Raw genomic sequence first — 23,424 nt, 5'->3', positions numbered from 1 at the left:
TATTAACCCCATTGTCGAGATGCTCCTTAGGATTGCGACGTGGGGGCCATGCGGGTGTTGATTGCCGATGACGAAGCGCTCGTCCGTCATGCTCTCCGCGTTTTCGTTGAAACCAGCGATGACATGAGCGTCGTCGGCGAAGCGGTCGACGGTGAGGGCGCGGTCGCTGCGACGGGGGAACTCCGGCCCGACGTCGTACTGATGGATCTGCAGATGCCCAAACTGTCGGGGATCGAAGCCACGCGTCAGATCACGACGGCGTTCCCGGATGTGCGCGTGCTCGCCGTCACGACGTTCTCGACCGAGCGGCACGTCGTGCCGGCCCTGCGCGCGGGGGCGTCCGGGTATCTCGTGAAAGACACCGACCCGGACGACATCCTGGCCGCGATCCGCGAGGTGCATGCCGGTCGTTCGGTGATGTCACCGCGCGTCACGCGCGACCTCATCCGCTCCGTCCGGGCCGACCCTGTCGCAGTCGGTGGCGCGCCGGTGCCGTCGCCGCTCACGGCGCGTGAGCTGTCGATCGTGAAAGCGCTCGCTCAAGGGCGGTCGAATTCCGAGATCGCACGTCAGCTGCATCTTGCCGAACCCACCGTCAAGGCTCACCTCGGTCGCATCATGACCAAATGGGGAGTGCGCGATCGCGTGCAAGTGCTCATTTACGCGATGACCAAACAGGTCATCGACGTCGACGCGCTCGATCTCCGACCTCCCGATTGATCGTTGGGGAGCCGGCTGAGGGGCGAAGTCGACACTGCTCGCGAGTCCGCGGGTTCGATCGGGAGAGATCGGGGGGATCGTATGGCATCGTCGGTGGCTGTTATCGGCGGGTCGGGATTCATCGGCCGCCACGTGACGGAGGAGCTCGCGCGGTCGGGATTCGAGCCGCTCATCCTCAGCCGAGGCCGAGGCGGGGAGCGTTCCGATCGGATGCGGCGCGTCGATATCACCGACGGCGTGCTGCCGCTGCGCGAGGCGATCTCGGGATCGGTCGCCGTGGTCAATGCAGCGAGTCACGTGGGCGATGACGAACGGGAGCAGCGCCGCGTGAACGTCGACGGCGTGGCGCATATCGTCGAGGCGACGACGTCGCTCGGCATCCCTCTCGTGCACGTCAGCACGGCGGGGATTTACGGGGGACTGGCGGTCTCAGGCGGCACCGAGGGGCAGTATCCGATCCACCCGGAGTCCGAGCTCAGCGTGACGCGAGCGCGCGGCGACGCGATCGCGTCCGCCGGCGGCGCGACGGTGCTGCGTCCCCTGTTCATCACCGGGGCGGGAGACGCGCACTTCCTTCTGCGACTGCTCGCCGCTCACATCGCGCTGGGCGCGTGGATCGAGGACGGCGCCGCGCGCTTGTCCGTGGCGTCTGCCGACCTGGTCGCCCGGGCGGCAGTCGCTGCGATGGGGCATCGCCTGGATGGTGGAACGGGCGGCGTGGTGCATGTCGTGCCCGACCGACCGGTCGCCGTGAGAGATCTCCTCTCGCCGATCCTCGCCGAGTGGGGGAGGCTTCCCTCGCGGTCGCTGAGCGCCGCCGATGCCGCCGCTGTGCTGGAAGCGCGCGGCATCCCGGCACGAAAGATCGCGCAGTTCGCTCACGACTACTTCCTGTCGTCCGAGCGTATCGGCGCTCTCGTGCCCGATGCGGGAAGCCGCAACGGGCACCTGACCGATGCCGCGCTTTCGTGGTACCTCCAGCACGGGCGATCGGCGCGCTGAACGCGTGAGCACCAGCCCCGCACCGGCCAGGGAATAATGGGCTCTCGTGCGCAAGGATGAAGCAAACCGCGAGACCCCGACGGCTGTACGGCGGACGCCGCAGCAGAGCCGCTCGCAGGAAACCCAGCGCGCGGTGGTCGAGGGTGCCGCAAGGGTGTTCGATCGGGAGGGATACGGCAAAGCCAGCCTCTCGATGATCGTCGAGGAATCGGGGATCTCCCAGGGCTCGATGTACTTCCACTTCAAATCGAAGGAGCAGATCGCGCTCGCGGTGATCAACGAGCAGCACGCCCGGTCTTTGCCGCTTCTGACGGATGCCGCTGACTCGTCACCCGGCGTCTTCGAGCGATTGGTTTCGGTGTCGCGCGCCATGGCGGACCAGCTGCGTGACGATGCCGTCGTGCGTGCCGGCATCCGGTTGGCGATGGAAGAAGGCGCCCTCGGTGCGCCGGCCGGCAACTTCTACCTCAACTGGGTGGAGATGACGAGTGCGATGCTGGCGCCTGCGCTGGAACGGGGGGAGCTCACGAGCGGGCTGTCTCCCGAGGCGCTGGCGAAGTCGCTGATCGGCTTCTTCACGGGAGTGCAGCTCATGTCGCAGGCGACGAGTGCTCGTGACGACCTGCTCACCGGTCTCCGCGACATGTGGCTTCTCGCCGTCGACGCGATGGTGCGTGCCGCCGATCGCGATGGTGCCGTTCACATCGTCGAGACGGCTTTCCGCGTCGACTCCGCTCAGCGGGAGTAAGCGAGCGAGGCTGAAGCCTCGAGGCCTCCGGTTCCTCGCGCGACGACGTCGAACACGTTCCATCGCACCGATCCGCGGTCGATCCGTTGCGTCCGGGCGATGCCGACCTCCAGCAGCAACGGTCCGCGCAGCTGTCGTCGCTCTCCGGCATCGAATGATGCGCTTCGCATCCAGATCGAGTTGGCGGACGCCCGGTCCAGTCCGTCGCTGCAGTAGATCAGGGCCTGTGCCTGCTGCGCGGAGAGACGCAGCAGATCGAGCACAGTGACGACCCGTCGGGAGGGGGAGTGGTCTGCAGCGGCGATCTCGTGCTGGAACTCGACCGAGCGCCCCACCTCGATGCGTGTCAGCCGGGAGTTCCACGCGTTCTCCGTCGTGCAGTCGGCGGCGAGCTCGACGGAGAGGGCGCTTCCGTCAGGCGGGGTCGCGTGAGCCAGGGCGGGCGGATGATCCAGCTGAGCGACCGTGCGCATACCGCCCAGGGTGAGACGTGCTTCGAAACCTGCGGTGGATGCCTGTGCATCGAGAGTGCCCGAGACCGGAATGCTCTCGAGCTCGACGTCCGCCGTCGTTCCCGCACGGAGACTGATGTTGCGTAAGCGCGCCGAGACGGGCGACGAGCGATCATCGATGCCTGCGGGGTGGGAGCACAGCGCCGCGGTGAGAACGATCGCATCGATGGAACTGAAATGCGGCGCGGGCGATTTCCCCGTCTTCACGGTCCACGTGCCGGGATACTTCAGGGCGGCGTGGCCTTCGACAGCGATCTGCCGATCGCTGGACCGCGTCGCAGAGCCGACGAATGCCCGGGCCACGCGTCGGAACCGGCTCGCGAGGTAGCGCTCGGAAGCGGGGCCGAGCAGGTCATCCAGACTCGCGCCGATCGCCTCCGAGATGGCGGCTGATCGATTCGAGTAAGCCATGCGGTCAGCTTATTTAAGGCGCCAACCTGGCGCCAGGGTGAGATGGATTTCTGTTCATGCCGTAACTAACATGGGTGAACGCCTTAGTAATCCAGGTGACGACGACCGACGCAGGGAGCGATGCGATGAGAGCACTCCGGAAGACGATCCTGGCCGTTGCCATCGTCGGTGGGCTGATAACGGGCGCGTCCGGATGCGGAGTGATCAACGACACCGTCGAGGGACTCACGGCCACGGGGCCGGCGACGCCTGACCCGCCTGCCGGGGGCAGTGGTTCTGACGGCGCCGGTGCCGACATCATCGTGACCGCCGTGGTGACGAGCGATGCGCCGCAGACCGGCGAGATCTCGGTCACCGTCGACGCGCCGCGTGACAGCCAGAGCTTCGCCGAAGACTCGGTCGAGCTTCCGTTCGAGCACGAGTTCACCGTGCCGACGGATGTCGCATTCCCGTTCCGCGGAAGTCGGATCGAGGTCGACGCAGGGCCGGGTGCCACGTGGATCGAATGTCGCATCCTCGTCGACGGCGAAGAGGTTGCGTCGCACCGTGCCGAGGGAGGCGCGTCGACCGCGGTGTGCGAACGCCGGCTCCAGCTCGGGCCGTCCTGATGGACTTCGGCACCCTCGGAACCCTCGTCGTCCTTGCGCTCGTCGACTCGACGAGCTTCGGCACCCTGCTGATTCCCGTCTGGCTTCTCACGGCTCCGGGGAGGCTGCGCTCCGGCCGCGTCGTCGGCTACCTGGCGACCGTGGCTGCCGCCTACCTCGTGGTGGGCGTTCTCCTCTACCTCGGCCTCTCCGCGATCGTCGCGCGTACCCGGGACCTCTGGGATTCGCCTGGCTTCCTGGTCGCCGTGCTCGTCCTCGGCATCGTGCTGATCGGGGTGAGCTGGCTGATGGACACGAAGAAGGCACGTGCCCGCGCGGCCGAGCGGGCGGCGGCCGGTGGCGGAAGAATCCTGAACTGGCGGAAGCGGATCATGGACGAGGAGCCCTCCCGCGGTGCCACGCTCGGGCTGGTGAGCCTGGCGATCGTGGCTGTAGCGCTCGAACTCGCCACGATGGTTCCCTATCTCGCCGCGATCGGCATCGTCGCCGCCGCAGACGTCGGTCCGGCCCTTTCGATCGCGACGATCGCGGGATACTGCGTCGTCATGATCCTGCCGGCCCTCATCCTCATGGTCGGGCGCCTGGTGGCGCATGACGCACTCGAGGGGCCGCTCACGCGGCTCGACCGGTGGCTGACGCGCAACGCTCAAGCCACCACAGCCTGGATCATCGGCATCGTGGGATTCCTGCTCGCGGTGAACGCCGTGGCGAATCTCGGCTGGGTCGACATCGGCACCGGAGCGTCATGACTCCCAGGGCGGCGCCACCGGATGGACGTCGAAGAACGTCGCCGCGGGTTGCGTGAGGTGCTTCTGTGCGCGGAGTTCCGCGGGCGTGCTCACGTTGACGCCGAGCGACGACAGCACGGCGGGCAGACGTCGGTTCCATGCGAACGTCGTGAGATCGGGGTCGGTTCTCGACAGGGACGGCCAGCCCATCCCGGAATTGCTCGACACGACGAAGGCGACCGACCGGCGGTGCTCCACCGCGTCCGATACAGCGGCCAGATGCATGCGAAGGGTGGCGTCGCCGCAGATCACGAGCGTCTGCTGCGAGCGCTCCGCGCCGAGCGAGCCGCAGAGCGCGGCGCCCATGGCCGCCTGCTCCGCCGCCACGACGAGAGACGTCGACGGGGGGATCGTGAGGAAGCGCGGGTCGTAGCCCCACATGTCGGTGAGGCCGTTCTCGATGCAGACGACGTCGAAACTCCCGTCGACCACGATGGCCTCGATCTGAGCCCACGTCGCGACCATCTCGGATGCGCCCTGCCGTCTGGTCTGAGCGGCGCTCGGGATCCGGGGCGGAACCGGAACGCCCGTGAAGGCGTCGCGGGCGAGAGCCAGGAACGCCGCGGCGTCGGACATGACGTCGAGCCGTCGGCCATCGTGGGCCGGGCACCTGACCTCGGATTCGTCGACCACGATGAGCGTGGCGCCCGGCTTCGGCGCCCACCTCTCGCGCACGGTCTCCTCGAGCGCTGACCCGAGTGACACGACGACATCCGCCGACGCGAGCGCATCGAGGCCTTCCGGCGTCGCGTACAGCCCGGCGAGGCCGACGAAGGGCGCCCCCGACTCGTCGACCGCACCGCGGCCCGAAGCGGTCACCAGCGCTGACGCGTCGAGCCGAGTCACGAAGGCATCGAGATCCCCGGCGCCGGCATGCGCTCGCTTCGCGCCCCCACCGACGATCACCGCGATCCGCGCGCGTCGTGCCGCGGCGTCGCGGAGCTCGTCGATCGCCTGAGCCGCGGTAACCGACTCGCGCGTCTGTCGAATCGGTGGGCCCGGCGTGCGCGACCATCCGCGAGTGGTGCCGTTGCCACGCTCCCATTCCGACCCCGTGCGGGAGCGCACCACCACGACCGTGGGCGACCGGTCGCGGAACGTGCTCCGCGCGGCCGCGCTGATCTCGGCTACGAGGTCGTCGGACTGCTGGATCGTCCGTGTCGGCATCCCCAGGGCGCGGCAGATCTCCTCGACCGGCAGGTCCTGGAACGTGCCCCACCCTCGCCGCTCGGGAGCAGCCGCCTCGACGACGACCAGCATGGGGACGCGACCTGACGCCGCTTCGGACAGACCGAGGAGCGCGTTGACGAAGGAGGGCCCGGTCTCGAGGGCGAGCACCGTCAACGCGCCGGGCTGAAGAGTCGCGCGTCCGAACGCGGCCAACGCGGCGGTCCGCTCGTCGCTGAAGACCGACCGCTCCTCCGAGGCGCAAACATCGAGGAGGCCGGGTTCATCGAGCGGCAGACCGAACACCTGCAGGTCGCTCAGGTCGCGCAGGGCGGCTGCCACCGGGCCCCACGCGAGTCCCGTCGTCACGCCGCGTCTCCCGACAACGCCGAGGAGGTGACGTCCCAGGTGCCCGCGGGGGTCCGCCGAACGCTGATGATGAGCGCATCGCGCTCGCCGTCATGGGCGTTGGCGGCGATGCGCACGAGCGTCGGGTCGGTGGCGCCCACCGCGAAGGCGCTGCCGTCGAATCCCGCTTTCGCGAGCAGCCCGAATGCGCGGCAGGCATCCGCATTCATGAGCTCGGTGGGCACGACCCGGTAACCCGGACTGTATCGACGCTGCGGGTACTCGACGGAGATCCAGTCGAGAAGCGGGCCGCAGTCGAACCAGACATCGAAGTCGTCGTGGAGGTCAGGGCTGTGCTGACGGCACGCGGCGAGGACGATTTCGCCCATCGTCATATGCCATGACGGATAGTCCAGCGCGACGTCGGCCGCGACGGTGTGCTCAGTGGTCATGGCTGTCTCCGATCAGAAAGGAGTCGCTGCTCGCCAGCCTGACGTGCAGGGCGCTGCTCGTGGCATGCGGGTCGGGTCGCCAGGGCAGCTCGGCGGCTCCGCGAGCGACCTCTTCGCCGTCGCGCCGGAGACGCCAGTCGACGACGTAGTCGGGGCACACCGGATTCGTCTCGAGGGTCCGGTGCATCCGCACCTCGAGCACGTCCCCCGGGCGTACGGGTAGCTCGGTGCTGCCGAGGGGGACGACGACGGGCAGCCAGCTCGACCGGGAACTCAGACTGTCGACCGATTGCGTGCCGATCTTCACGTCCACCGACAACAGCAACGAATCCAGTGTCCCCGTCCGTGACACGGCCACCTCGGCCGGAATGGACGCGACGTCCGAGGCGGCGCCGGTGAAACGGGCCGTCTCGACGGCAGCGGGGCGAGACAGCAGGCCGAGCTGGACCTGCCGTCCCACCACGCACAGCCGGATGTCGCCGCTGCCGACGGTCTCCTCGAGTGCGCGGCGGTAACGATCGGCCTCTCGCGTGAACACGGGTTCGGCGCCCCTCAGCATCCGTCGCCAGCTGAAGGCGCTGACGCTCGTGATCCAGCCTTGCGGGAGCACCACCATTCCGGGGTCGCCGATACGTGCGACCTCTCGGCCCACGATCTGCTCGGCACCTTCGGAGCTGCCGATGGCGCCGACGATCTCGCTCACGAGGATCGTGGGTCGGATGCCCGATGCGACATAGTCGTCGTAAGAGAGGACGTCGATCGACGCATATCGGGGGTCGTTCGCCAGTTCGGAGATCACAGCCTCGCGGACGTGGTCCAGCTGCTCGACGGCGACCACGCGGCGCGCCCCGAGCCGTGCCGCGAGGCGCGCCCACGGGGCGTGCACGCCGCAGCCCAGCTCGACGACGACCGAGTCCGCGGTGACGGCGTCTGTCAGAGCCTGCTCGAAAGCGCGCACGCGAGGCTCGTCGTCCATCATGAACTGATAGGCGGCGTCGTCGTAGATGGGGTACTCGCCGATCGACGGCAGGAAGTATGCGCCCGGTCCCGAAGGTGCGCCGGGGAAAGCGGTTCGGGGAGCGTCGAGATCAAGAGTCATGCTGCACCCGGATGACGCGCGGCAGACGTTCGCCGCGTTCTGACCTCAGCGTCGCGTCGACCAGTCGGTCGGTGACCGTGGCGAGATCGACCCACCGGCCTGCCGCGACCAGACGGTCGACGGCTCCCGGATCGCGTCGGCGATAGATGGTGTGCGCGGTCGACGGAACGACGAGGTCCGCCACGACCGCTGTGAATGAACGGCATCCGCTCGATCCGTCGCTGACGTCCGCCAGCAACGACTCTCCCTCTCGTTTGGTTCGCGCTGTGAGGTCGTACATGTCGGGCTCCTCGTCGTCGGATCGATCCGGCAGGTGGTGGTGGGCGTCGGTCGATGTCACGTAGATCACTGCGAACGGGACGCGGTTCCCGTCCGCGATGGTGCGCACCAGATTCGCGGGCGCCGTGGCGTTGACGGTCCGGGCTGCGGTCGCATCGGGCTCGCTTTCGAGCCCCGCCGCAGCGCACAGGAGCACGGTCGAGATCTCGCCGCCCAGGGGCGCCAGGACCTCGGAGGTCTCGTGCCCGCCCAGGAGGTCCAGATGCCGCGCTCGCCAGCTCCGGCATCTCGCGGCCAGGCGCGTGGCGCGAGCTCCGCTCGATCGATAGGTGAACACGCCCCCGACTCCGCGGCGGTCGAGAGCGTTCACGAGGGACGCGCCGATGCCTCGGCCGCCGCCGACGACGAGGACCGTCATGCTGGTTCACTCGCCCCCACGCGGGAGGGGAGACGCGGGGGATACCGATCCCGAATGCGCGACAGGAGGATGTTGGCCGGCTCGAAATCCTCTTTCGTGACCATTCCCCATCGCGCGGTGCGCGACAGCGATCCCTCGCTGAGATACGACGGCGAGACCGCCGTCTGGCGAGCGACGCCCAGGCGGAACAGGCCATCGAGCGGTCTGTTGTCGACAGAAGTGATCACGGCGAGCGCGTACGCCTCACGGAAGTCGAACAGCCATGCACCCAAAGTGATGGCGGCGTCCAGCCCGGCGCCACTGGAAAGGGCCCGGTCTTCCAGCTCGATGCCGATCTGGAAGACGCGGGGGAACGTCTGCCGCGAATCGATGCGCCCGACCTGGTCGCCGTCGGACAGCCGATGGATGTCGAAACGGCTGTAATCCTGCGACGATCGCGTCTCGGCAGACCGCCGCAGGTAGGTCCATTTGCCGTGCAGATGGCTTCGCCAGCTGGTGTCGGGCTCCACGTCGGTCCTCTCCGCTGCGGCTAGGCGCGGACGGTCTCGGCGGAGTCGAGGAACCGGCGCAGGTCTCCCACGGTTTTGATCTCGGCTGCCACTTCGTCGGCCACAGCCACCCCGAACACCTCCTCGACTCGTATGCACAGCTCGAGCATCGCGAGCGAGTCGATGTCGAGGTCGTCGGCGAGGACGGTGTCGTCGGAGAGGACGACATCCGCGTAGCTCTCCTCGTTGATCCGGCCGGCCTCGACGCGGACGAAATCGTACAGTTCCGAGTCAGTCATGGTTCTCTCCTTCTCTTTCGATGATCAAAGCGACGTTGCTGCCTGAGAATCCGAACCCGTTGACCAGTGCCGCCTGGTGCCGGCCGGACAGATCGAGGCGGGCGTCGCCCTCCGCCTCCCGAAGAAGCCGGATGCTGCCGGGGGCTTCGAGCGGCTCTCGAAGTCCGAAGCTGCCGCCGACAGGCACGCCGGACAGAACCCGCACGGCGGTGACGATCGACGCGACTCCCGCGGCGAACACCGCATGTCCCACGGCGCCTTTGTTGGCGAGCACCTCGACCGCGACGTCGTGGGTGTCGGCGTACCGTGCGATCGCCTGCAGCTCGGCCTGGTCGCCTTGCTTCGTGCCCGTCGCGTGCGCGATCACGAGCCTGGGCGCTCTACCCGCCTTGCGGGCGGATTCGCTCATCACGAGGTATTCCTCGTCGGGGTCGGAGACGGTCTTGCCGCCGATGCTCCGCGCGTGCCACCCCGTGATGACCGGGTCATCGCCGATCGGCGCCGGGGCGGCTTGGACGACCAGTGCACCGGCGAAACCGTAGACGCGTGTGCCGGATGCCGCTTGATCGAAGGGGCGCACCTCGGGGGCCCATGCCCGTGCGTCTCGGAATGTGTCCTCCTCGAGGGAGCCGTCGATGGATGAGGAACACACCACGACCGTGTCGGCTGCCCCCGCACGGCAGAGATCCGCGGCCACGCCGGCAGCGACCCCCGTCGACGCGCATGCGTGCGAGAGCACGAGTGACGTGACCTCGGACTCGGGGAGCAGCGTCTGCACGTGCCGCACCGGGCTCTCCGGGTAGTAGCGCCGGGCGGCCGGGTCCGCCCCGATGCATTGCGCGCCGAGGATGACGACGACTCTGCGCCCGATGACGTAGCCCTTCGCCTGCGCAGCCGCGAGAGCTCGGCTGATGCAGGCGTCGCGGAGCTCGTGTGCGGCGGCATCCGGGGCCCACTCGACGTCGTCGCCCAGGTCGGCGAGTCCGACGCTGAATCGCTCGCTGCGGGGTGAGCTGACGCTGGTCGCCGTGATGACAGCCCGTAGCGGTGTGGACATCATGATGCCGCTCTCGTCTGGTCGCGCAACCGGCCGAGGGGGACGACCTCGCCGTCGACGATCCGAGCTCTGTCGCCCGTGCGCAGCCAGCCGTCGTCGTCCGTTCCGGACAGAGCCGCGAGCTGGTGATCCACGACCTCTCCGACGGCGGTGAACGGTGAACGGACCATGAGCTCGCTATCGCGGATGGTGCATTCGACGCCGTCGAGCGGTCGACCGCAGCTGCCCTCCTTCGCCGACGGGCGCAGCCCGATCGCGACATTCGGGCCGGCCTGGGTCAAGCCGTACCCGTTGGCCAGCGGCGTCCCGTTCTGCCGGTAGTGCGCTTCGACCGAGGGAGGAAGCGGATCCCCGCCGACCCCGCGAACGGAGAGGTCGGCGAGGGCGTCGATGATGGCGGGGTTGCGCCGTGCTTTGACCGCGATGGTCTGCCAGAAGCGGACGCCGGCATCCAGGGTGTCGATCTGCCGCTCCAGGATCGCGCGGATCGCAGAATCGATGTCGAGCGGGTCGAAGACGACCAGCGCGTTGTCGTTGAACATCGACATCAGCACGACGCTGGTGTGGTACGCCGTCCCCGCGCGGATCGCCATGGCGACGCGGCGTCCTGACGGCACCTCCATCGCGCGCGCCGTAGCGGCGGCGTGTGCCTCGACGGCCGCACGCTCGAACGCGAACATCCTCGGTGCACCCGTGGTTCCGCTGGTGCGCTGGAGAAGTGCCACATCCGTGGAGCCGAGGTCGAGCCGGACCGCGCCGACCGGCGCTGACGCGGAGTCGACGAGGATCGTCTCGTGGCGGTCCCACCGTTCTCTGACCGATGCGATCAGCTCGGCGGCCGGGAGTGACGGGTCGATCGCGGTCACGCGGTGACCGTCGAGTCGGCGCTCAGCGGACAGTGACAGGGGCATAGCGCTCTCCATGGTGGGTTCGGTTGTCGATCAGACCGGTGAGCGAGAGGTCGCCGCTGTGTGCGGCGACCGCGACGGCAGCCCCGCCCGAGCCCGTCGCCCCGTCGAGCGCGACCCGTCGGCCGAGGCCGCCCGGCGCCAGCGGGCCGTGGGGCGTCGGCACGAGCATCGACTGAAGGTCGGCGAGCAGCCCGGCGGAGTCGATCTGCCCGGGCAGGTGCCCGAGGCGCGCGTTGACGACGCTCGCGGCGAACAACAGCCCAGCGGTTCCGGTCATGAGACCGGGTGCCACTCCCAACGCCGTCTTCAGCCCGGCGGCGATCCGCTGCCAACGCGGATTCGCCAGTTCGTTCGCGGGCAGGATCGTCGACGCGGCGACGAGCAGTCCGGCGTTGCCCCGGTCGAGATACGGGCGGAACTTGTTGTCGCCGTCGACGAAGTAGAGCGCGCGCTTGACGACCTGATAGCGGCGGCGCTCGCTGTCGATGAGGTCGTACGAGGTGGCGGCATCGCCCCCGTGAGTCCTGGCCCAGAGCGCGAGCGCGAGGGCGATCCCCGGGCCTCCGCCCATCAGGCCCCGCTGATCGGCGTCTGGCGAGCGCCCGAGATGGTCGCGGAGCAGATGCCGGGCTCGAACGTCGAGTTCCCGCCCGACACGGTCGGCAACAGCAGCGGCACGTCCCGACGGTCGCCCGTCGGTACCGAGGAGGATGGCCGTCAAGATTCCCGACAGGCCGGTGTCCAACCGCGAGCTGAGCGCGTCGAACTCCGTTGCTTCGAGGCGGTCCAGATAGGCATCCGACCAGAGCGCCGCGCCCTCGTCGTCGCCCTGGCGTCGGAGAGCCGCCGGGAGCAGGCCGACTCCGCCCATGAGACCGAGGTCGGAGACGCGCAACGGCCGAGATGGGCCGTCCGCCACGACATCGAGCAGCCGCTGTTGCGCTGAACGCACCTCGTCGTCCTCGCCGGGTAGGAAGAGCAGGCTGAGCAGGCCGGACCCGAGGCTCGCGACGGAGCGGTTGTCGAGGTTTCCCCGCGGAGAGCGCAGCGGATGCGGCAGACCGACCCCGGTTTCGAGGTAGTGGCGGCACGCTCGGGCGTATGCGCGATAGATGTCGGCCGCCGCAGGCGGCGCGGCCGACGGCTCGTCGAGGCCGCCGTTACGCGTGTGCGACATCGGCGCATGGCCGGAGAAGTAGCGCTGCACGCCCGATGCGAACCTCGATCTCCACGTCGGATCGAGATGCGCCGAGACGACGGGGGGCCAGTAGGCGTAGGCCGTGAGCTGGTCGACCGCGTCGACATCGCTCTGGATGGAGTACTCCCGGCGGGTGCCGTACACCCACGGCACCCCGCGGACACCCGACGGGCCCCCGCGGCTCGCCGCTTCGAAGTCGACGAGTGCGACGCCCTCGTCCGCGACGAGCACGTTCGCCGGCTGAAGGTCGTTGTGGGTGATCCCGGCCCGCGACAGATCGGCCACGAGCTCGCGCACCTGATCACCGATCGTCGCGACGCGTCGGGAGTACGTCGCCGCGAGCGCCTGGTACTCGTCGGTGCCTCGGTCGACGCCCGCGTACACGGGGCTGTTCGACGCCACCCATTCGAACAGCGTCACCCCGCCGATCCAGGTCTCGACGAGGAAACTACTCGTGCCGATCTCGAACGTGTCGACGAGCCGCGGGACGCGCCCATCGAGCCGGGGACTGTCGGCCATCGCCCGGAGCGTCTCCGTCTCCTCGCGGATCCGCTGTGCCGCGTCGAGGCCACGGCCGTCGAGGCCGATGAAACGGATGCCGCGTTTGATGACGACTCGGTCACCCGTGGCCAGGTCGTCAGCGAGGTAGGTTCCGCCTCCCGCGTGCACGGCGACGGCACTGCGCACGCGATACCTGTCCGGGAGCGCGTGCGGCTCGGCGTCGAAGCGGAGACCGGAGAGCTCGAACAGGTGGTCCTTGTCCGCCGCTACGGGCACCACGGTGCGGGCATCCGGGCGCAGGGTGCCGTCGGGGCCCTGGATCAACGCGTTTCCGCGTTCGTCGAACTGCGTCGACTCCGAGAACTCGAACGCGCCGAATCTGCAGTGAATGATCGTGTCGTTCAGGGAGTGGTCGCCGGCGACCGGAGGCCCGGTGCGTGGTCCGAGCTCCCGCCGGAGCGAAGCGAGGCACCTGGCCAGATCATCGGGTCTGGGGTAGAGCACGATCGCTTTGCCGGCGTTCACCCGGGGCGCGTTCTTGGAGTACAGCGCCCAGAGGAACTCGCGCCGCGCGACGTGTTTCACCGTGAGCTCGAACTCCCGTGCGACGCGTTCGGCGATGGCGAGGACCTCGTCGAACTCGTCGAAGCGCGGGGCGAGATGGATCTTGAATCCCTGCGCGGGCAACGGGCGACGCCCGCGAATGACGCGCCAGATGCCCCAATCGGACGCCGGATCCGGCGAGCGCCGTCCCAGAGGACCGAAGAACCGGCGGTCGATCGGGAAGTCCTGCTCCTCGGGCCGCCACAAGGTGATGGGAGCGGTCATCACAGGGTCTGCAAGGTCGTCGAGATATGTCACGGCTGAGCCACCATTCCTTCCAGGTCGGGCCACAACTCCCACAGCGGCGGCGGCACCGATCCTGGTGCCGCGCTCGCGAGGCTCTCCCCGACGACGGGCTCGACCATCCGGTACTGCGGAACGGCTTGGATCCGATCCCGTGCTGCGAGGTACAACGGGTGCTCGACGATCCGCGGCGGCAGCGAAGGACAGAGGACGGTCGTGCATGCGCCCGTGGCGATGGCGGCCACTGACGGGGTGTCGAACGCGAGCAGACTGACGCGCATCAGATAGTTCACCGTCGCGGGGTAGACGAGGATGACGTCGCTCGTCTCGCCCAGCTCGACGTGGTGCAGATCGGCGGTCGAGAACGAGTTCCAGTCGTCCTGTATCACCGGCACTCCGGCGATGCTCCGGAGCGAGAGGGGGCTGACGAACTGGGCCGCCGAGCGTGTCATCACGATGCGTTCGAGACCGTGCGCGTCCCGTCGACGCAGCCAGGAGAGATACATCGGCAGGTGCGCGGCGGAGACGGCGCCGGTGGCGATCATGGTCACGCGCACAGTTCGCTCCTCAGCGTGTGGAACACACTGACGGGTCTGCCCGTCGTGGTCCCGTCGATGGTGAGCCAGGTCGCGTCCGCGCCGTACCCGCCGAAGGGTCGCAGCGCGGCCTCGTGATGGAACGGGGTAGACGACGGGCACAGGCGGTAGGCGCCGGGTACCCGGCCCCCGGCTTCGCCGTAGAGGCTGAGGTACATCTCGCTGCCCCGGTAGGGTCCCGTGCCGAGGGTCTCGAGGAGGCGCCCCCACGACGAGAACGTCACGATGTTGAAGACGGGGGAGAAGAGCTCGATGTGCGGGGCCTCGCCGAGGTCGCTCGTCGTGACGGTCGTCGGAACGAAATCGGGCGCGTCGAAGTCGGGACCTGACCATGTCGTGCGGTCCGCCATCTGTGCGAGGAACTCCCGCCCCTGCGCCGCCGTGCGCACGTCCGGGCTCGCAGAATGCGCGATCGCACCGGCGGATCTGCGATCGGTCACCTCGAGCAGCGTCAGCCGGGCGGTCAGACGCTCATGGAACTCCGCGTAGACGGACTCGTGAACGAAGATCGAATCCGGGGCCAGGCAGTCGGCGCCGGAGTTGTACAGGCGCGCGAAAACGAGGTCGTCGCTCGCTTTCGCGAGATCCGCTCCCGGCATCACGATCGCCGGATTCAGCGAGGACCCGAATCCGATGAAGGCCCGGTGCGCAGTCTGCGCCTCGACGCGACGACCGTTTTCACTCCGACCCGTGAAAATCAGCACGTCCTCGGACGAGGAACGCGAGGTGAAATCCCGCTGCGATTCGTCGCGGAGTCGTGCGCTGTCGAAGCGGTCGAGCCCGGTCAGCTGCCAGAGCTCGGTGACCAGGCCCGAGAGCGCAGCGGGCGTTCGCGCCTGCACCGGGAGCCCGAGGGAGAGGGGGATCAGGCAGTACAGGGCGATCGAGTAGAGAAGATTGTTGCGCGGGAGGAAGGTGTACACCGTTCCGGCAGGGTTCTGACGCCCAGCCGGAGACGCGCAGGCGAGCCGTTCGAGATTTCGTGCGAGGCGAAGCGACTGCGCCAACTCGATCTGGGCGCTGTGGAGCGTGCACTGCTCCGTCAGCCGATGGAGCAGCCGGGGTGCGTTGCGGATCAGCGACTGCTCGAAGGTGCGCTGAATCGAGGGGTCGAGATCGCGACGGATGTCGAGCGCGTCGAGCGTCATCGTCCACCGTCCTGCACGGAGTAGAGAGTCAGATCCCAGCGCTCGCCGTACGCGAAGACCGCCTTCTCGAGGAGGCCCTCACGGGTCATCGATCGTTCGGCGGCGCGCGCGATCGCGTCGTTCCACGCGGGCACCCAGGCCTCGAACCGCTTCGCCCCGCGCGCCCCCGCTGCGGACGCCGCCTCCGTCACGGCGGCCGCCACCCAGTCGGGGGTGCCATGCCCGTCGGGAATCGCGACGAAGCACGTGGCGGTGGGGTGCTCGGGCGCGAGGGAGAAGCCGACATGGCAGGCCCGGTCGCCGGTGACGGTCACCGGTCCGGCGCCCACGAACTCGTCGACGGCCGCGTCGTCGAACCATGCGGGGACACCGATCGACGCCGCGGTGTTCGGGATGCGGAGCATGCGGGTCAATGCGCTCACGGAGACCTCCTCGTAGAAGCGGAGCGGGCGGACGCGGTCGCGTCCGCCCGCTTGTCTGTCAGCAGGACTGGCTGCCGAGGCTGGCGGCCATTTCCGCCGCCTCTGAACTTGCGTCAAGCGCTTCGAGTTGTTCCAAGGACATCAATTCCACCTCCTTCCCGTGGCCGAGATCTCGGCGGCAATGCAGGCGGTCAGACGCGCGCGAGCGTGTTGCGAAGAGCGTCAGAACTCGACGAAACTCCTCGCTTGGTGAAACGGATGACCCCCCACGTGCGGCCTTTTGCCACATCTGGCTACATACGTGGCGATAGTAACACGGGCGTTCGCCTTAATTGCAAGCGTTTTCTTTCGTTTTCCGCGACCCCGCGCTATTCGGTCAGGGTGGGAATGACGCCCGTGAGGGCTCGTGCGAGGTACCGCGCCGTCCGGCTCGCCGGCTCTCGTGCGACGTCGATCGGGGTGCCGGCCACCACGATGCGGCCGCCGGCGTTGCCGCCGGACGGGCCGAGGTCGATCACCCAGTCGGCCGAGGCGACGACATCCATGTCGTGTTCCACGACGACGACGGTGTTCCCCGCGTCCACGAGCGCGTGAAGCTGAGTGAGGAGCAGGCGGACGTCCGCCGGATGCAGCCCGGTGGTGGGCTCGTCGAGTAGATAGAGGGTGTGTCCGCGCCGGGCGCGCTGCAGCTCGGTCGCGAGTTTGATCCGCTGCGCCTCGCCGCCCGAGAGCTCGGTGGCAGGCTGCCCCAGGCGCAGATACCCGAGACCGACCTCGCGCAGCGTATGCAGGCTCCGGGCGGCGGACGGAATCTCCACCAGGAACTCCGCCGCCTCGTCGACGGTCAGCGCGAGGACGTCGGCGATGCTCTTTCCGCGGTAGGTGACCTCGAGCGTCTCGTCGTTGTACCTGGCGCCGTGGCAGGCCGGGCAGCGCCCGTAGCTGCCGGGCAGGAAGAGCAGCTCGACCGAGACGTACCCCTCGCCGAGGCACGTCTCGCATCGCCCGCCGGCGACGTTGAACGAGAAGCGGCCCGCGGTGTAGCCGCGCTCTCGTGCGAGGCCGGTTCCTGCGAACACCGCGCGTACCGCGTCGAACAATCCCGTGTAGGTCGCGAGGTTCGAGCGCGGGGTACGTCCGATCGGCTTCTGGTCCACTCGGACGAGGCGGTCGATGCTCTCGAGGCCGGAGGCAGCCCGCACCGACGCGGCCGCGCGTGACGAATCCGCAAGCGTCGCGTCTACGGCGTCTACGGCGTCTACGGCGTCTACGGCATCTGCCGTTTCGTCGGCCGGCTCGCCGCGAGAACCGTCTCGGTGAAGGTGTGCGTCGACCACGGCGCGGAGCACGCCACCCACGAGCGATGACTTGCCCGAACCCGACACCCCGGTCACCGCGACCAGAGTGCCGAGAGGGAAGGCCGCGTCGACGTCAATGAGGTTGTGCAGCGACGCGCCCTCGATCGTCAGCCATTCCGTCGGGATGCGCGCGCTCCTGGCCATCGTCGTGCTGTCGTCGGCGCCGGGGAACAGGAAGGGCCGCGTCACCGACTCCGCGACCTCGGCGAGGCCGTCGACCGTGCCGCTGTAGAGGACGTGACCTCCGCCTTCGCCCGCAGCGGGCCCGACGTCGACGATCCAGTCGGCGCCGCGGATGACGTCCATGTTGTGTTCGACGACGAACACCGAGTTGCCCGACGCCGCCAGCTGCTCGAGTACCGCGATGAGCGGCTCGGCGTCGGCGGGATGCAGTCCTGCCGACGGTTCGTCGAGGACATAGACCACGCCGAAGAGGCCCGAGCGCAGCTGCGTCGCGAGCCGGAGACGTTGCATCTCGCCGGGAGAGAGGGTCGTGGTGACGCGGCCGAGCCCGAGATAGCCGAGGCCGAGGTCGAGCAGCACCTCGATGCGCGCCACCAGGTCGGTGGTGATCGCGACGGCGACATCCGTTCGCTCACCCGACGACGAGGTGGGAAGCGCGGGCACGGCGTCGGTCAGCGTCGTCGTCGGGCGCAGGATGTCGGCGAGCTCGGTCAGGGGAAGCGCGTTCAGCTCGGCGATGGTGCGGCCGGCGAAGGTGACGGCCAGCGCCTCGCGTCGCAACCCGGAACCGCCGCACAACGGGCAGGTGCCGCTGCGGACGAATTGCAGCACCCGGTCGCGCATCTTCGCGCTGGCGGAATCGGCCAGCGTGTGGAAGACGTACTTCTTCGCGCTCCAGAACATTCCCTTATACGGCTTCGCCACGCGATCGCGCTGCGGGGTGATCTCCACCACCGGCTGCTCGTCGGTGAACAGCAGCCATTCGCGATCTGCGGGGGCGAGCTCGCGCCACGGGCGGTCGACGTCGTAGCCGAGCGCGATCGTGATGTCACGGAGGTTCTTCGCCTGCCAGGCCCCCGGCCACGCAGCGATCGCGCCCTCGCGGATGCTGAGGGACGCGTCGGGCACGAGCGTCTCTTCGGTGACGGTGTGCGCGACGCCGATGCCGTGGCACTCCGGACACGCCCCGGCGGCGGTGTTGGGTGAGAAGGCGTCGGAGTCCAGGCGCGTCGTGGCGTCCTCGGGGAAGGTACCGGCACGCGAGAACAGCATCCGCAGCGAGTTCGACAGCGTCGTCACGGTGCCGACGCTCGAGCGCGAGCTGGGAGCACCGCGGCGCTGCTGCAGAGCGACGGCCGGCGGGAGCCCCGTGATCGACTCGACGTGCGGGTTATGGCCCTGCTGGATCAAGCGCCGAGCGTACGGAGCCACGGACTCGAGGTACCGGCGCTGCGCCTCCGTGAAGATCGTGCCGAACGCGAGCGACGACTTGCCCGAGCCCGACACCCCGGTGAAAGCGACGATCGCATCGCGGGGGATATCGACATCGACGTTCCGGAGGTTGTTCTCGCGCGCACCGCGCACGCGGACGAAGGCATCGGGGCTGACACGAGCGTTTCCGGACATCGGGCAAGCCTACGTGTCGGAGGTCGCCCCTAGGCTCGTGCGGTGGGTATCGCAGAGTGGGTCGCGCCGCGGCGTCTGGGCCGTGATTTCCGGTGGCTGTTCGCATCATCGCTGACGAGCAACATCGGCGACGGCATCGCGCTCGCCGCCGCACCGCTGCTGATCGCATCGATGACCGATTCGCCGATCCTGGTCGCCTCCGGTGCGGTCATGCAGTTCCTCCCGTGGCTGCTGTTCGGGCTTCACGCGGGCGCGATCGCCGACCGGGTCGATCGCCGGGTGCTGATCATGGTGGCCAACGGCATCCGGGCTCTCGTGCTGGTCGGTCTGTGCGTCTTCCTCGTCACCGGCCTCGCCAGTATCTGGATGGTGTTGATCGTCGCTTTCCTGTACGGCACCGCCGAGGTCTTCGTCGACACGACCAGCAGCACCCTCCTGCCGATGATGGTGCGCAGAAGCGACCTCGGCGTCGGGAACGCGCGGCTGCAAGCCGGGTTCCTCGTGGCCAACCAGCTCGGCGGACCGCCCTTGGGTGCCTTCCTGTTCGCCGTCGGATCGTTCTGGCCGTTCGCCGTTCAGGGCGTGTGCGTCGCCCTCGCCGTCGTCCTCATCTCGCGCATCACGGCGACCACGCGCGTCGAGGAGGCGGATGCACCGCGCACGCGGACCCCCGTGCACACCGACATCCTCAGCGGCATCCGCTGGCTGTGGCGCAACCCGCCGGTGCGCACGCTCGTGATCATCATCCTCACCTTCAACGTGACCTGGGCGGCGCCGTGGGGCGTGCTCGTGCTGTACGCGACCGACTACCTGCAGATGGGGCCCGTCGGCTACGGCGCCCTGACGACCGCGTCCGCGATCGGCGGACTGGCGGCGACTCTCCTGTTCGGAAGGCTCGAGCGGCGATTCTCGTTCGCTGCGCTCATGCGGGTGTGCCTCACCGCCGAGGTTCTCATGCACCTCGCGTTCGCCCTGACGACCTCGGGCGCGGTGGCATTCGTCATCATGATCGCGTTCGGCGCCTATGCCTTCGTCTGGGCGACCATCTCGACGACTGTTCGTCAGCGCCTCGTTCCCCACGAGCTGCAGGGCCGCATCGCGTCGGTCAACATGGTGGGGGTCTTCGGCGGTCTCGTGATCGGGCAGGCGCTCGGCGGGGTGATCGCCCAGGTGTGGGGCCCCACGGGCCCCTGGTGGTTCGCTTTCGTCGGCGCCGCGCTCACGCTGATTCTCGTCTGGCGCCCGATCACGCACATCGCCGCGGCGCCTCCGGTCGTCGACGATGACGAGACGGAAGACGTCACGGCCGGATGAGTCGCCGCCACACCGGCGCCGCGGTCACTCCAGCAGCAGGATGTTCGGCAGGTCGGGGTCGAGCTCGCGGCAGAGCGCGTAGAGGGTTCCGGCTGTTCCGACCATGAGCCCTCGCACGGTGGTGATGCCCGACGGCAGTCCGCTGTGCGGGCCGTCTCGATCGATACGCGCGATGACGCGTTCGGCGTAGTCGCCGGCAGCAGGGCCACCACGGCTCTCGATGCCCCGCAGCGCCATGAGGTTCCCCAACGAGCCGTGGCACAGCGAATCGTCCGACGGCAGGTCCGTCGCGGTCTCCAGCGCTCCGAGGTCGGCCAGCGGCAGCAGCGTGTCATCGCCGAGCAGCACGGCAGCGTCGGCGCGCGCGAGCGCGATACCCGCCGTGCCGTGGCACCAGTGCGCGGGAAAGAGGCGTCCCTGCGCGAGTGACTCAGGACGGGCGTCGAGCCACCGCCCGGGCTTCACATCGAAGAGGTTGTCGTCGAAGCCCAGAGCCCGTTGGGCAGCGTCGGCCATGGTGCGATCTGCGAGCCTGACTGACGCGGCGGCGAGCGCCCATCCGATCCCCGTCGCGCCGTGCGACATGCCGCCCAGACGGGCGCGGGTCGCTCCGCTCTCCCAGACGAGCGCGCCGTCGGAGGTCTCGACGGCGCGCTCGAGGAGGTGGTGCGCGAGCGCGCGGACGGCCACGTCCGTCTCGGCGTCGTCAGCCTCGCGGATGGCCGTCAACACGGCGATGGCACCCGCTGACCCCGCCATGACGTCGAGATAGTCGTCCGTCGCGGCGGCGTCTCTGAATCGGCGGACGGCGCTCGCCCGGGTCGCGCCGAATCGGTCGACCCCGACGATGCTCTCGTAGCGGGCCAACGCGTAGAGAAGCCCGGCCGCCCCGCTGAACGCTCCCACCGGGAGCGTCACGCGCCCGGAGCTCCAGTCATCGAGGATTGCGGCGATCGCGTGGGCGCCGCGCGCGGCGAGGTCGTCGAGTCCCCAGCGAGGGAACGCACGGTGTCCCGCAGCGGCGCCGATGACGATGCCTGCCAGGCCGTCGTAGAGCGTGGGGCCGACAGGGCGGTACTCGAGCCCGGTGCTGTCGACGCTGCTGCACACGCTGATCCACGTCGCGTCGTCTCGTCCGAGGATCGCCGACTCGGCGAGCAGCCGGGCCTGTTGCTCGGCGACCGCACGGATGCCGGTGCGGCGGAGGGGAGTGCCGCCGAGTGGACCGGGAGCGCCTTCGTTCTCGGTCTCGGCGGTCGTGGCCGCCAGAATCGACTCCAGGATGAGGGATTCGCCGGCATCGATGTCGGCCGGGCGGAGGTGCTTGAGACGCGCGACGACATCCTCACGCATGGTTCTGGCGAAGTACTCCGGAACCAACGGGCGGCGGTCGTCGTCGAGGGAGAGCGAGTCCATGTCGACCGTGAAGAGCGGCACATCGAGCCGCCGGAGGGCGCGTTCTTCCGCCCCGATGAGAGGCAGGTCACCGGGATGGTCGGCCAGTCGCGTCCACAGGCTGCGCAAGAGATGGTCGCGATCGATTCCGCTGCGCAGGCGCGACGACTGGCGCATCTCGGCGAGCAGCAGCGAGTACGAGCGCGTCGCGCGGACGATGTGCCGCACGGTCAGCTCGGGAACACCCGAGAGGATGCCGACGACGCGGTCGCGACACGAGATGAGCGCCCGTGAGGTGGCCACGAATCCGTCGGCGAGCGCGTCCCGGTGGCGGCGGACCATACGCAGGGTCATGTCCGGCGGTTGATTCTGCGACGACCCGACGCGCAGCTCGACGGCCTCGATCCGCATCGCGTCGGTGAAGGTCCCGGTGAGTTGATGCGCCATGGCTGTCCGGCCTGTCGGCTGCAGCCCGCCCGTGACGACGCTCACGTCGATGCTCGTGCCCTCACCGGCGGTCAGCTGGACGGGCAGGATTCCGGTGCCCAGCACCGATTCGTTCAGGCGGCGTGCTGCCGCCGCAGCCGCGGTGTCGGCGGCGTCGCGGTGGCTGCGATTCTGAACGAGCGTCTCGAGGTCGACGGGAACCGGACCCGCCGCGGATGCGATGACGTTCTCGAGGTGGAGGTCCGACGCGCCGAGCACGTGGGCGATCGCGAGCAGCCCGCCGAGTCTGCGCAGATGATCGCGCAGGTCGACCTCGCCGGGGGCGGCGTGTTCGATGAACTCGACCCACCCGTATCCATCGCGGACCAGCACGTTCGGCGCGCGCAGGCGCACCCCCTCCGGAAGCTCGTCGGCCAGCACCGTCGTGATGTCGCGGTAGAGGGCGAAGACGGCGGACTCGCGCGGCTTGTAGACCACCCGTCGGCCGTCGTCGAACGTCACGATGGCCACCGACTGCCCGCGATCGTGCGTGTCACCCGCGAAACGGATGCCGCTGACGGCAGCGATTCCGGGGCAAGGGAGACCGGCTGTCGAGAGCGCCTCGGCATCGCGATCGAGGCGCTCCAGGATCAGACGCACGCGCTCGCGCCAGTTGCCGATCGCTGCGACGAGGTCACGGGCGAGAAGGGGGTAGCGCGAGAGGAAGGACATCCGCCTCGCCGGGTGCGAGAGCGAGGAATCGAGACGCGCGTACGCACCGGCCGACGCGTCGCCGGCCATCTCGGTGAGCAGCGGACGCAGGGCCAGCGCTGCGACCGTCTCGGCCAGTCCGTCGAGCAGATCGCGGCGCGCACCCTCGGGGACCCCGGGGAGACCAGCGAGGAACGACCGCTGAGTCGAGACCATCGGCACCAGGAACGAGGGAAAGGGGATGCGCGTGAGCAGCGCGTTCTCGATGGCGAGCGGACGGCCCGGCCGCCACGGCTCTCCGGTGGTGTGCGTCAGCCAGCACGCGACGTTCTCGATCCACCCGATGCTGTGCTGCCGCGGTGACCAGGGGGCGCCGGTCAGCAGACCCGAGAGCGCTTCGCGGTCGAGGTCACGGGCAGCGAGGTAGCCGTCGAGGATGCCGTCGGCTTCGAGCGCCCGGTCGGACCACGCCCGTGTCATGTCGTCGGTGATGCTCTGCCGTGCCATGGGCCCGAGCCGGCGCTCGTCGAGCGCCGAAGCCTGAAGCAGCGCGATGGTGTCGCGGGTGGTGAGCACGGCGAGCTCCGATCGTGGGTCGTCCAACGGGTGCGG

General features: G+C 69.0%; 22 protein-coding genes. 6 read left to right on the top strand and 16 right to left on the bottom strand.

Annotated elements, in window-relative coordinates; genetic code table 11:
- The first annotated feature begins 48 nt into the window (after positions 1-48).
- The 3 genes from ACU6RU_RS08460 (at position 49) to ACU6RU_RS08450 (ending at position 2,470) form a co-directional block, all read left to right on the top strand.
- Complete coding sequence (locus ACU6RU_RS08460) at positions 49-720, top strand: response regulator (RefSeq protein ID WP_446726321.1); 672 nt, start codon at positions 49-51, stop codon at positions 718-720.
- An 81-nt stretch (positions 721-801) separates the two neighbouring features.
- A complete protein-coding gene (locus ACU6RU_RS08455) occupies positions 802-1,722 on the top strand; it encodes an NAD-dependent epimerase/dehydratase family protein (RefSeq protein ID WP_446726299.1) in 921 nt (306 codons plus the stop codon).
- Between the two features lie 46 nt (positions 1,723-1,768).
- Complete coding sequence (locus tag ACU6RU_RS08450; protein ID WP_289331180.1) at positions 1,769-2,470, top strand: ScbR family autoregulator-binding transcription factor; 702 nt, start codon at positions 1,769-1,771, stop codon at positions 2,468-2,470.
- Here ACU6RU_RS08450 and ACU6RU_RS08445 read toward each other — a convergent pair.
- On the bottom strand, positions 2,458-3,393 hold the full coding sequence (locus ACU6RU_RS08445; RefSeq protein ID WP_446726298.1) for an AvrD family protein: 936 nt from the start codon (positions 3,391-3,393) through the stop codon (positions 2,458-2,460). The genes ACU6RU_RS08450 and ACU6RU_RS08445 overlap by 13 nt on opposite strands.
- Before the next feature lie 125 nt (positions 3,394-3,518).
- Between ACU6RU_RS08445 and ACU6RU_RS08440 the strand changes: the two genes are divergently transcribed.
- Both ACU6RU_RS08440 and ACU6RU_RS08435 read left to right on the top strand, forming a co-directional pair.
- The gene (locus ACU6RU_RS08440; RefSeq protein WP_147374355.1) at positions 3,519-4,001 is read left to right on the top strand and encodes a hypothetical protein; all 483 of its coding nucleotides are present in this window, start codon (positions 3,519-3,521) and stop codon (positions 3,999-4,001) included.
- A complete protein-coding gene (locus tag ACU6RU_RS08435) occupies positions 4,001-4,750 on the top strand; it encodes a GAP family protein (RefSeq protein ID WP_120263049.1) in 750 nt (249 codons plus the stop codon). The genes ACU6RU_RS08440 and ACU6RU_RS08435 overlap by 1 nt, the downstream gene beginning before the upstream one ends.
- Here ACU6RU_RS08435 and ACU6RU_RS08430 read toward each other — a convergent pair.
- From ACU6RU_RS08430 to ACU6RU_RS08365, 14 genes are all read right to left on the bottom strand, one after another.
- Positions 4,745-6,325, bottom strand: a complete 1,581-nt coding sequence (locus ACU6RU_RS08430; protein WP_446726297.1) for a thiamine pyrophosphate-binding protein — start codon at positions 6,323-6,325, stop codon at positions 4,745-4,747. The two genes, ACU6RU_RS08435 and ACU6RU_RS08430, sit on opposite strands and share 6 nt — an antisense overlap.
- A complete protein-coding gene (locus tag ACU6RU_RS08425) occupies positions 6,322-6,756 on the bottom strand; it encodes a hypothetical protein (protein WP_120263047.1) in 435 nt (144 codons plus the stop codon). The genes ACU6RU_RS08430 and ACU6RU_RS08425 overlap by 4 nt, the downstream gene beginning before the upstream one ends.
- Positions 6,746-7,855 (bottom strand): hypothetical protein, encoded by a 1,110-nt coding sequence (locus tag ACU6RU_RS08420; RefSeq protein WP_446726296.1) that lies wholly within the window; start codon positions 7,853-7,855, stop codon positions 6,746-6,748. Before ACU6RU_RS08420 ends, ACU6RU_RS08425 begins: the two co-directional genes overlap by 11 nt.
- The gene (locus ACU6RU_RS08415; RefSeq protein WP_446726295.1) at positions 7,845-8,552 is read right to left on the bottom strand and encodes a hypothetical protein; all 708 of its coding nucleotides are present in this window, start codon (positions 8,550-8,552) and stop codon (positions 7,845-7,847) included. Before ACU6RU_RS08415 ends, ACU6RU_RS08420 begins: the two co-directional genes overlap by 11 nt.
- The gene (locus ACU6RU_RS08410) at positions 8,549-9,061 is read right to left on the bottom strand and encodes a hypothetical protein (protein WP_446726294.1); all 513 of its coding nucleotides are present in this window, start codon (positions 9,059-9,061) and stop codon (positions 8,549-8,551) included. The genes ACU6RU_RS08415 and ACU6RU_RS08410 overlap by 4 nt, the downstream gene beginning before the upstream one ends.
- Positions 9,062-9,081: 20 nt before the next feature.
- Complete coding sequence (locus ACU6RU_RS08405) at positions 9,082-9,339, bottom strand: acyl carrier protein (RefSeq protein WP_120263043.1); 258 nt, start codon at positions 9,337-9,339, stop codon at positions 9,082-9,084.
- Positions 9,332-10,399 (bottom strand): hypothetical protein, encoded by a 1,068-nt coding sequence (locus ACU6RU_RS08400; protein ID WP_120263042.1) that lies wholly within the window; start codon positions 10,397-10,399, stop codon positions 9,332-9,334. The genes ACU6RU_RS08405 and ACU6RU_RS08400 overlap by 8 nt, the downstream gene beginning before the upstream one ends.
- Positions 10,396-11,307 (bottom strand): AMP-binding protein, encoded by a 912-nt coding sequence (locus tag ACU6RU_RS08395; RefSeq protein ID WP_446726293.1) that lies wholly within the window; start codon positions 11,305-11,307, stop codon positions 10,396-10,398. The genes ACU6RU_RS08400 and ACU6RU_RS08395 overlap by 4 nt, the downstream gene beginning before the upstream one ends.
- Positions 11,285-13,834 (bottom strand): class III lanthionine synthetase LanKC N-terminal domain-containing protein, encoded by a 2,550-nt coding sequence (locus tag ACU6RU_RS08390; RefSeq protein ID WP_446726292.1) that lies wholly within the window; start codon positions 13,832-13,834, stop codon positions 11,285-11,287. The genes ACU6RU_RS08395 and ACU6RU_RS08390 overlap by 23 nt, the downstream gene beginning before the upstream one ends.
- A gap of 29 nt (positions 13,835-13,863) precedes the next feature.
- On the bottom strand, positions 13,864-14,409 hold the full coding sequence (locus tag ACU6RU_RS08385; RefSeq protein WP_446726291.1) for a flavoprotein: 546 nt from the start codon (positions 14,407-14,409) through the stop codon (positions 13,864-13,866).
- A complete protein-coding gene (locus ACU6RU_RS08380) occupies positions 14,400-15,596 on the bottom strand; it encodes an aldehyde dehydrogenase family protein (RefSeq protein ID WP_446726290.1) in 1,197 nt (398 codons plus the stop codon). Before ACU6RU_RS08380 ends, ACU6RU_RS08385 begins: the two co-directional genes overlap by 10 nt.
- Positions 15,593-16,018 carry a hypothetical protein gene (locus ACU6RU_RS08375; protein WP_147374354.1) on the bottom strand — a complete coding sequence of 142 codons (426 nt, stop codon included), beginning with the start codon at positions 16,016-16,018 and terminating at the stop codon, positions 15,593-15,595. The genes ACU6RU_RS08380 and ACU6RU_RS08375 overlap by 4 nt, the downstream gene beginning before the upstream one ends.
- A 58-nt stretch (positions 16,019-16,076) precedes the next feature.
- Complete coding sequence (locus ACU6RU_RS08370) at positions 16,077-16,160, bottom strand: microvionin family RiPP (protein ID WP_370877347.1); 84 nt, start codon at positions 16,158-16,160, stop codon at positions 16,077-16,079.
- A gap of 226 nt (positions 16,161-16,386) precedes the next feature.
- On the bottom strand, positions 16,387-18,966 hold the full coding sequence (locus tag ACU6RU_RS08365; RefSeq protein WP_446726289.1) for an ABC transporter: 2,580 nt from the start codon (positions 18,964-18,966) through the stop codon (positions 16,387-16,389).
- A gap of 42 nt (positions 18,967-19,008) precedes the next feature.
- Between ACU6RU_RS08365 and ACU6RU_RS08360 the strand changes: the two genes are divergently transcribed.
- Positions 19,009-20,280: an MFS transporter gene (locus ACU6RU_RS08360; protein ID WP_446726288.1), complete on the top strand. Its 1,272-nt coding sequence runs from the start codon at positions 19,009-19,011 to the stop codon at positions 20,278-20,280.
- 24 nt (positions 20,281-20,304) lie between these two features.
- Here the strand turns inward: ACU6RU_RS08360 and lanM are convergent, their stop codons facing one another.
- Complete coding sequence (gene lanM, locus ACU6RU_RS08355; protein ID WP_446726287.1) at positions 20,305-23,388, bottom strand: type 2 lanthipeptide synthetase LanM; 3,084 nt, start codon at positions 23,386-23,388, stop codon at positions 20,305-20,307.
- Positions 23,389-23,424 lie beyond the last annotated feature (36 nt).

Source organism: Microbacterium sp. F1-18 (assembly GCF_052921305.1).
The sequence above is the reverse complement of the archived record's forward strand: the minus strand, read 5'-3'. Positions and strand labels throughout refer to the sequence as shown.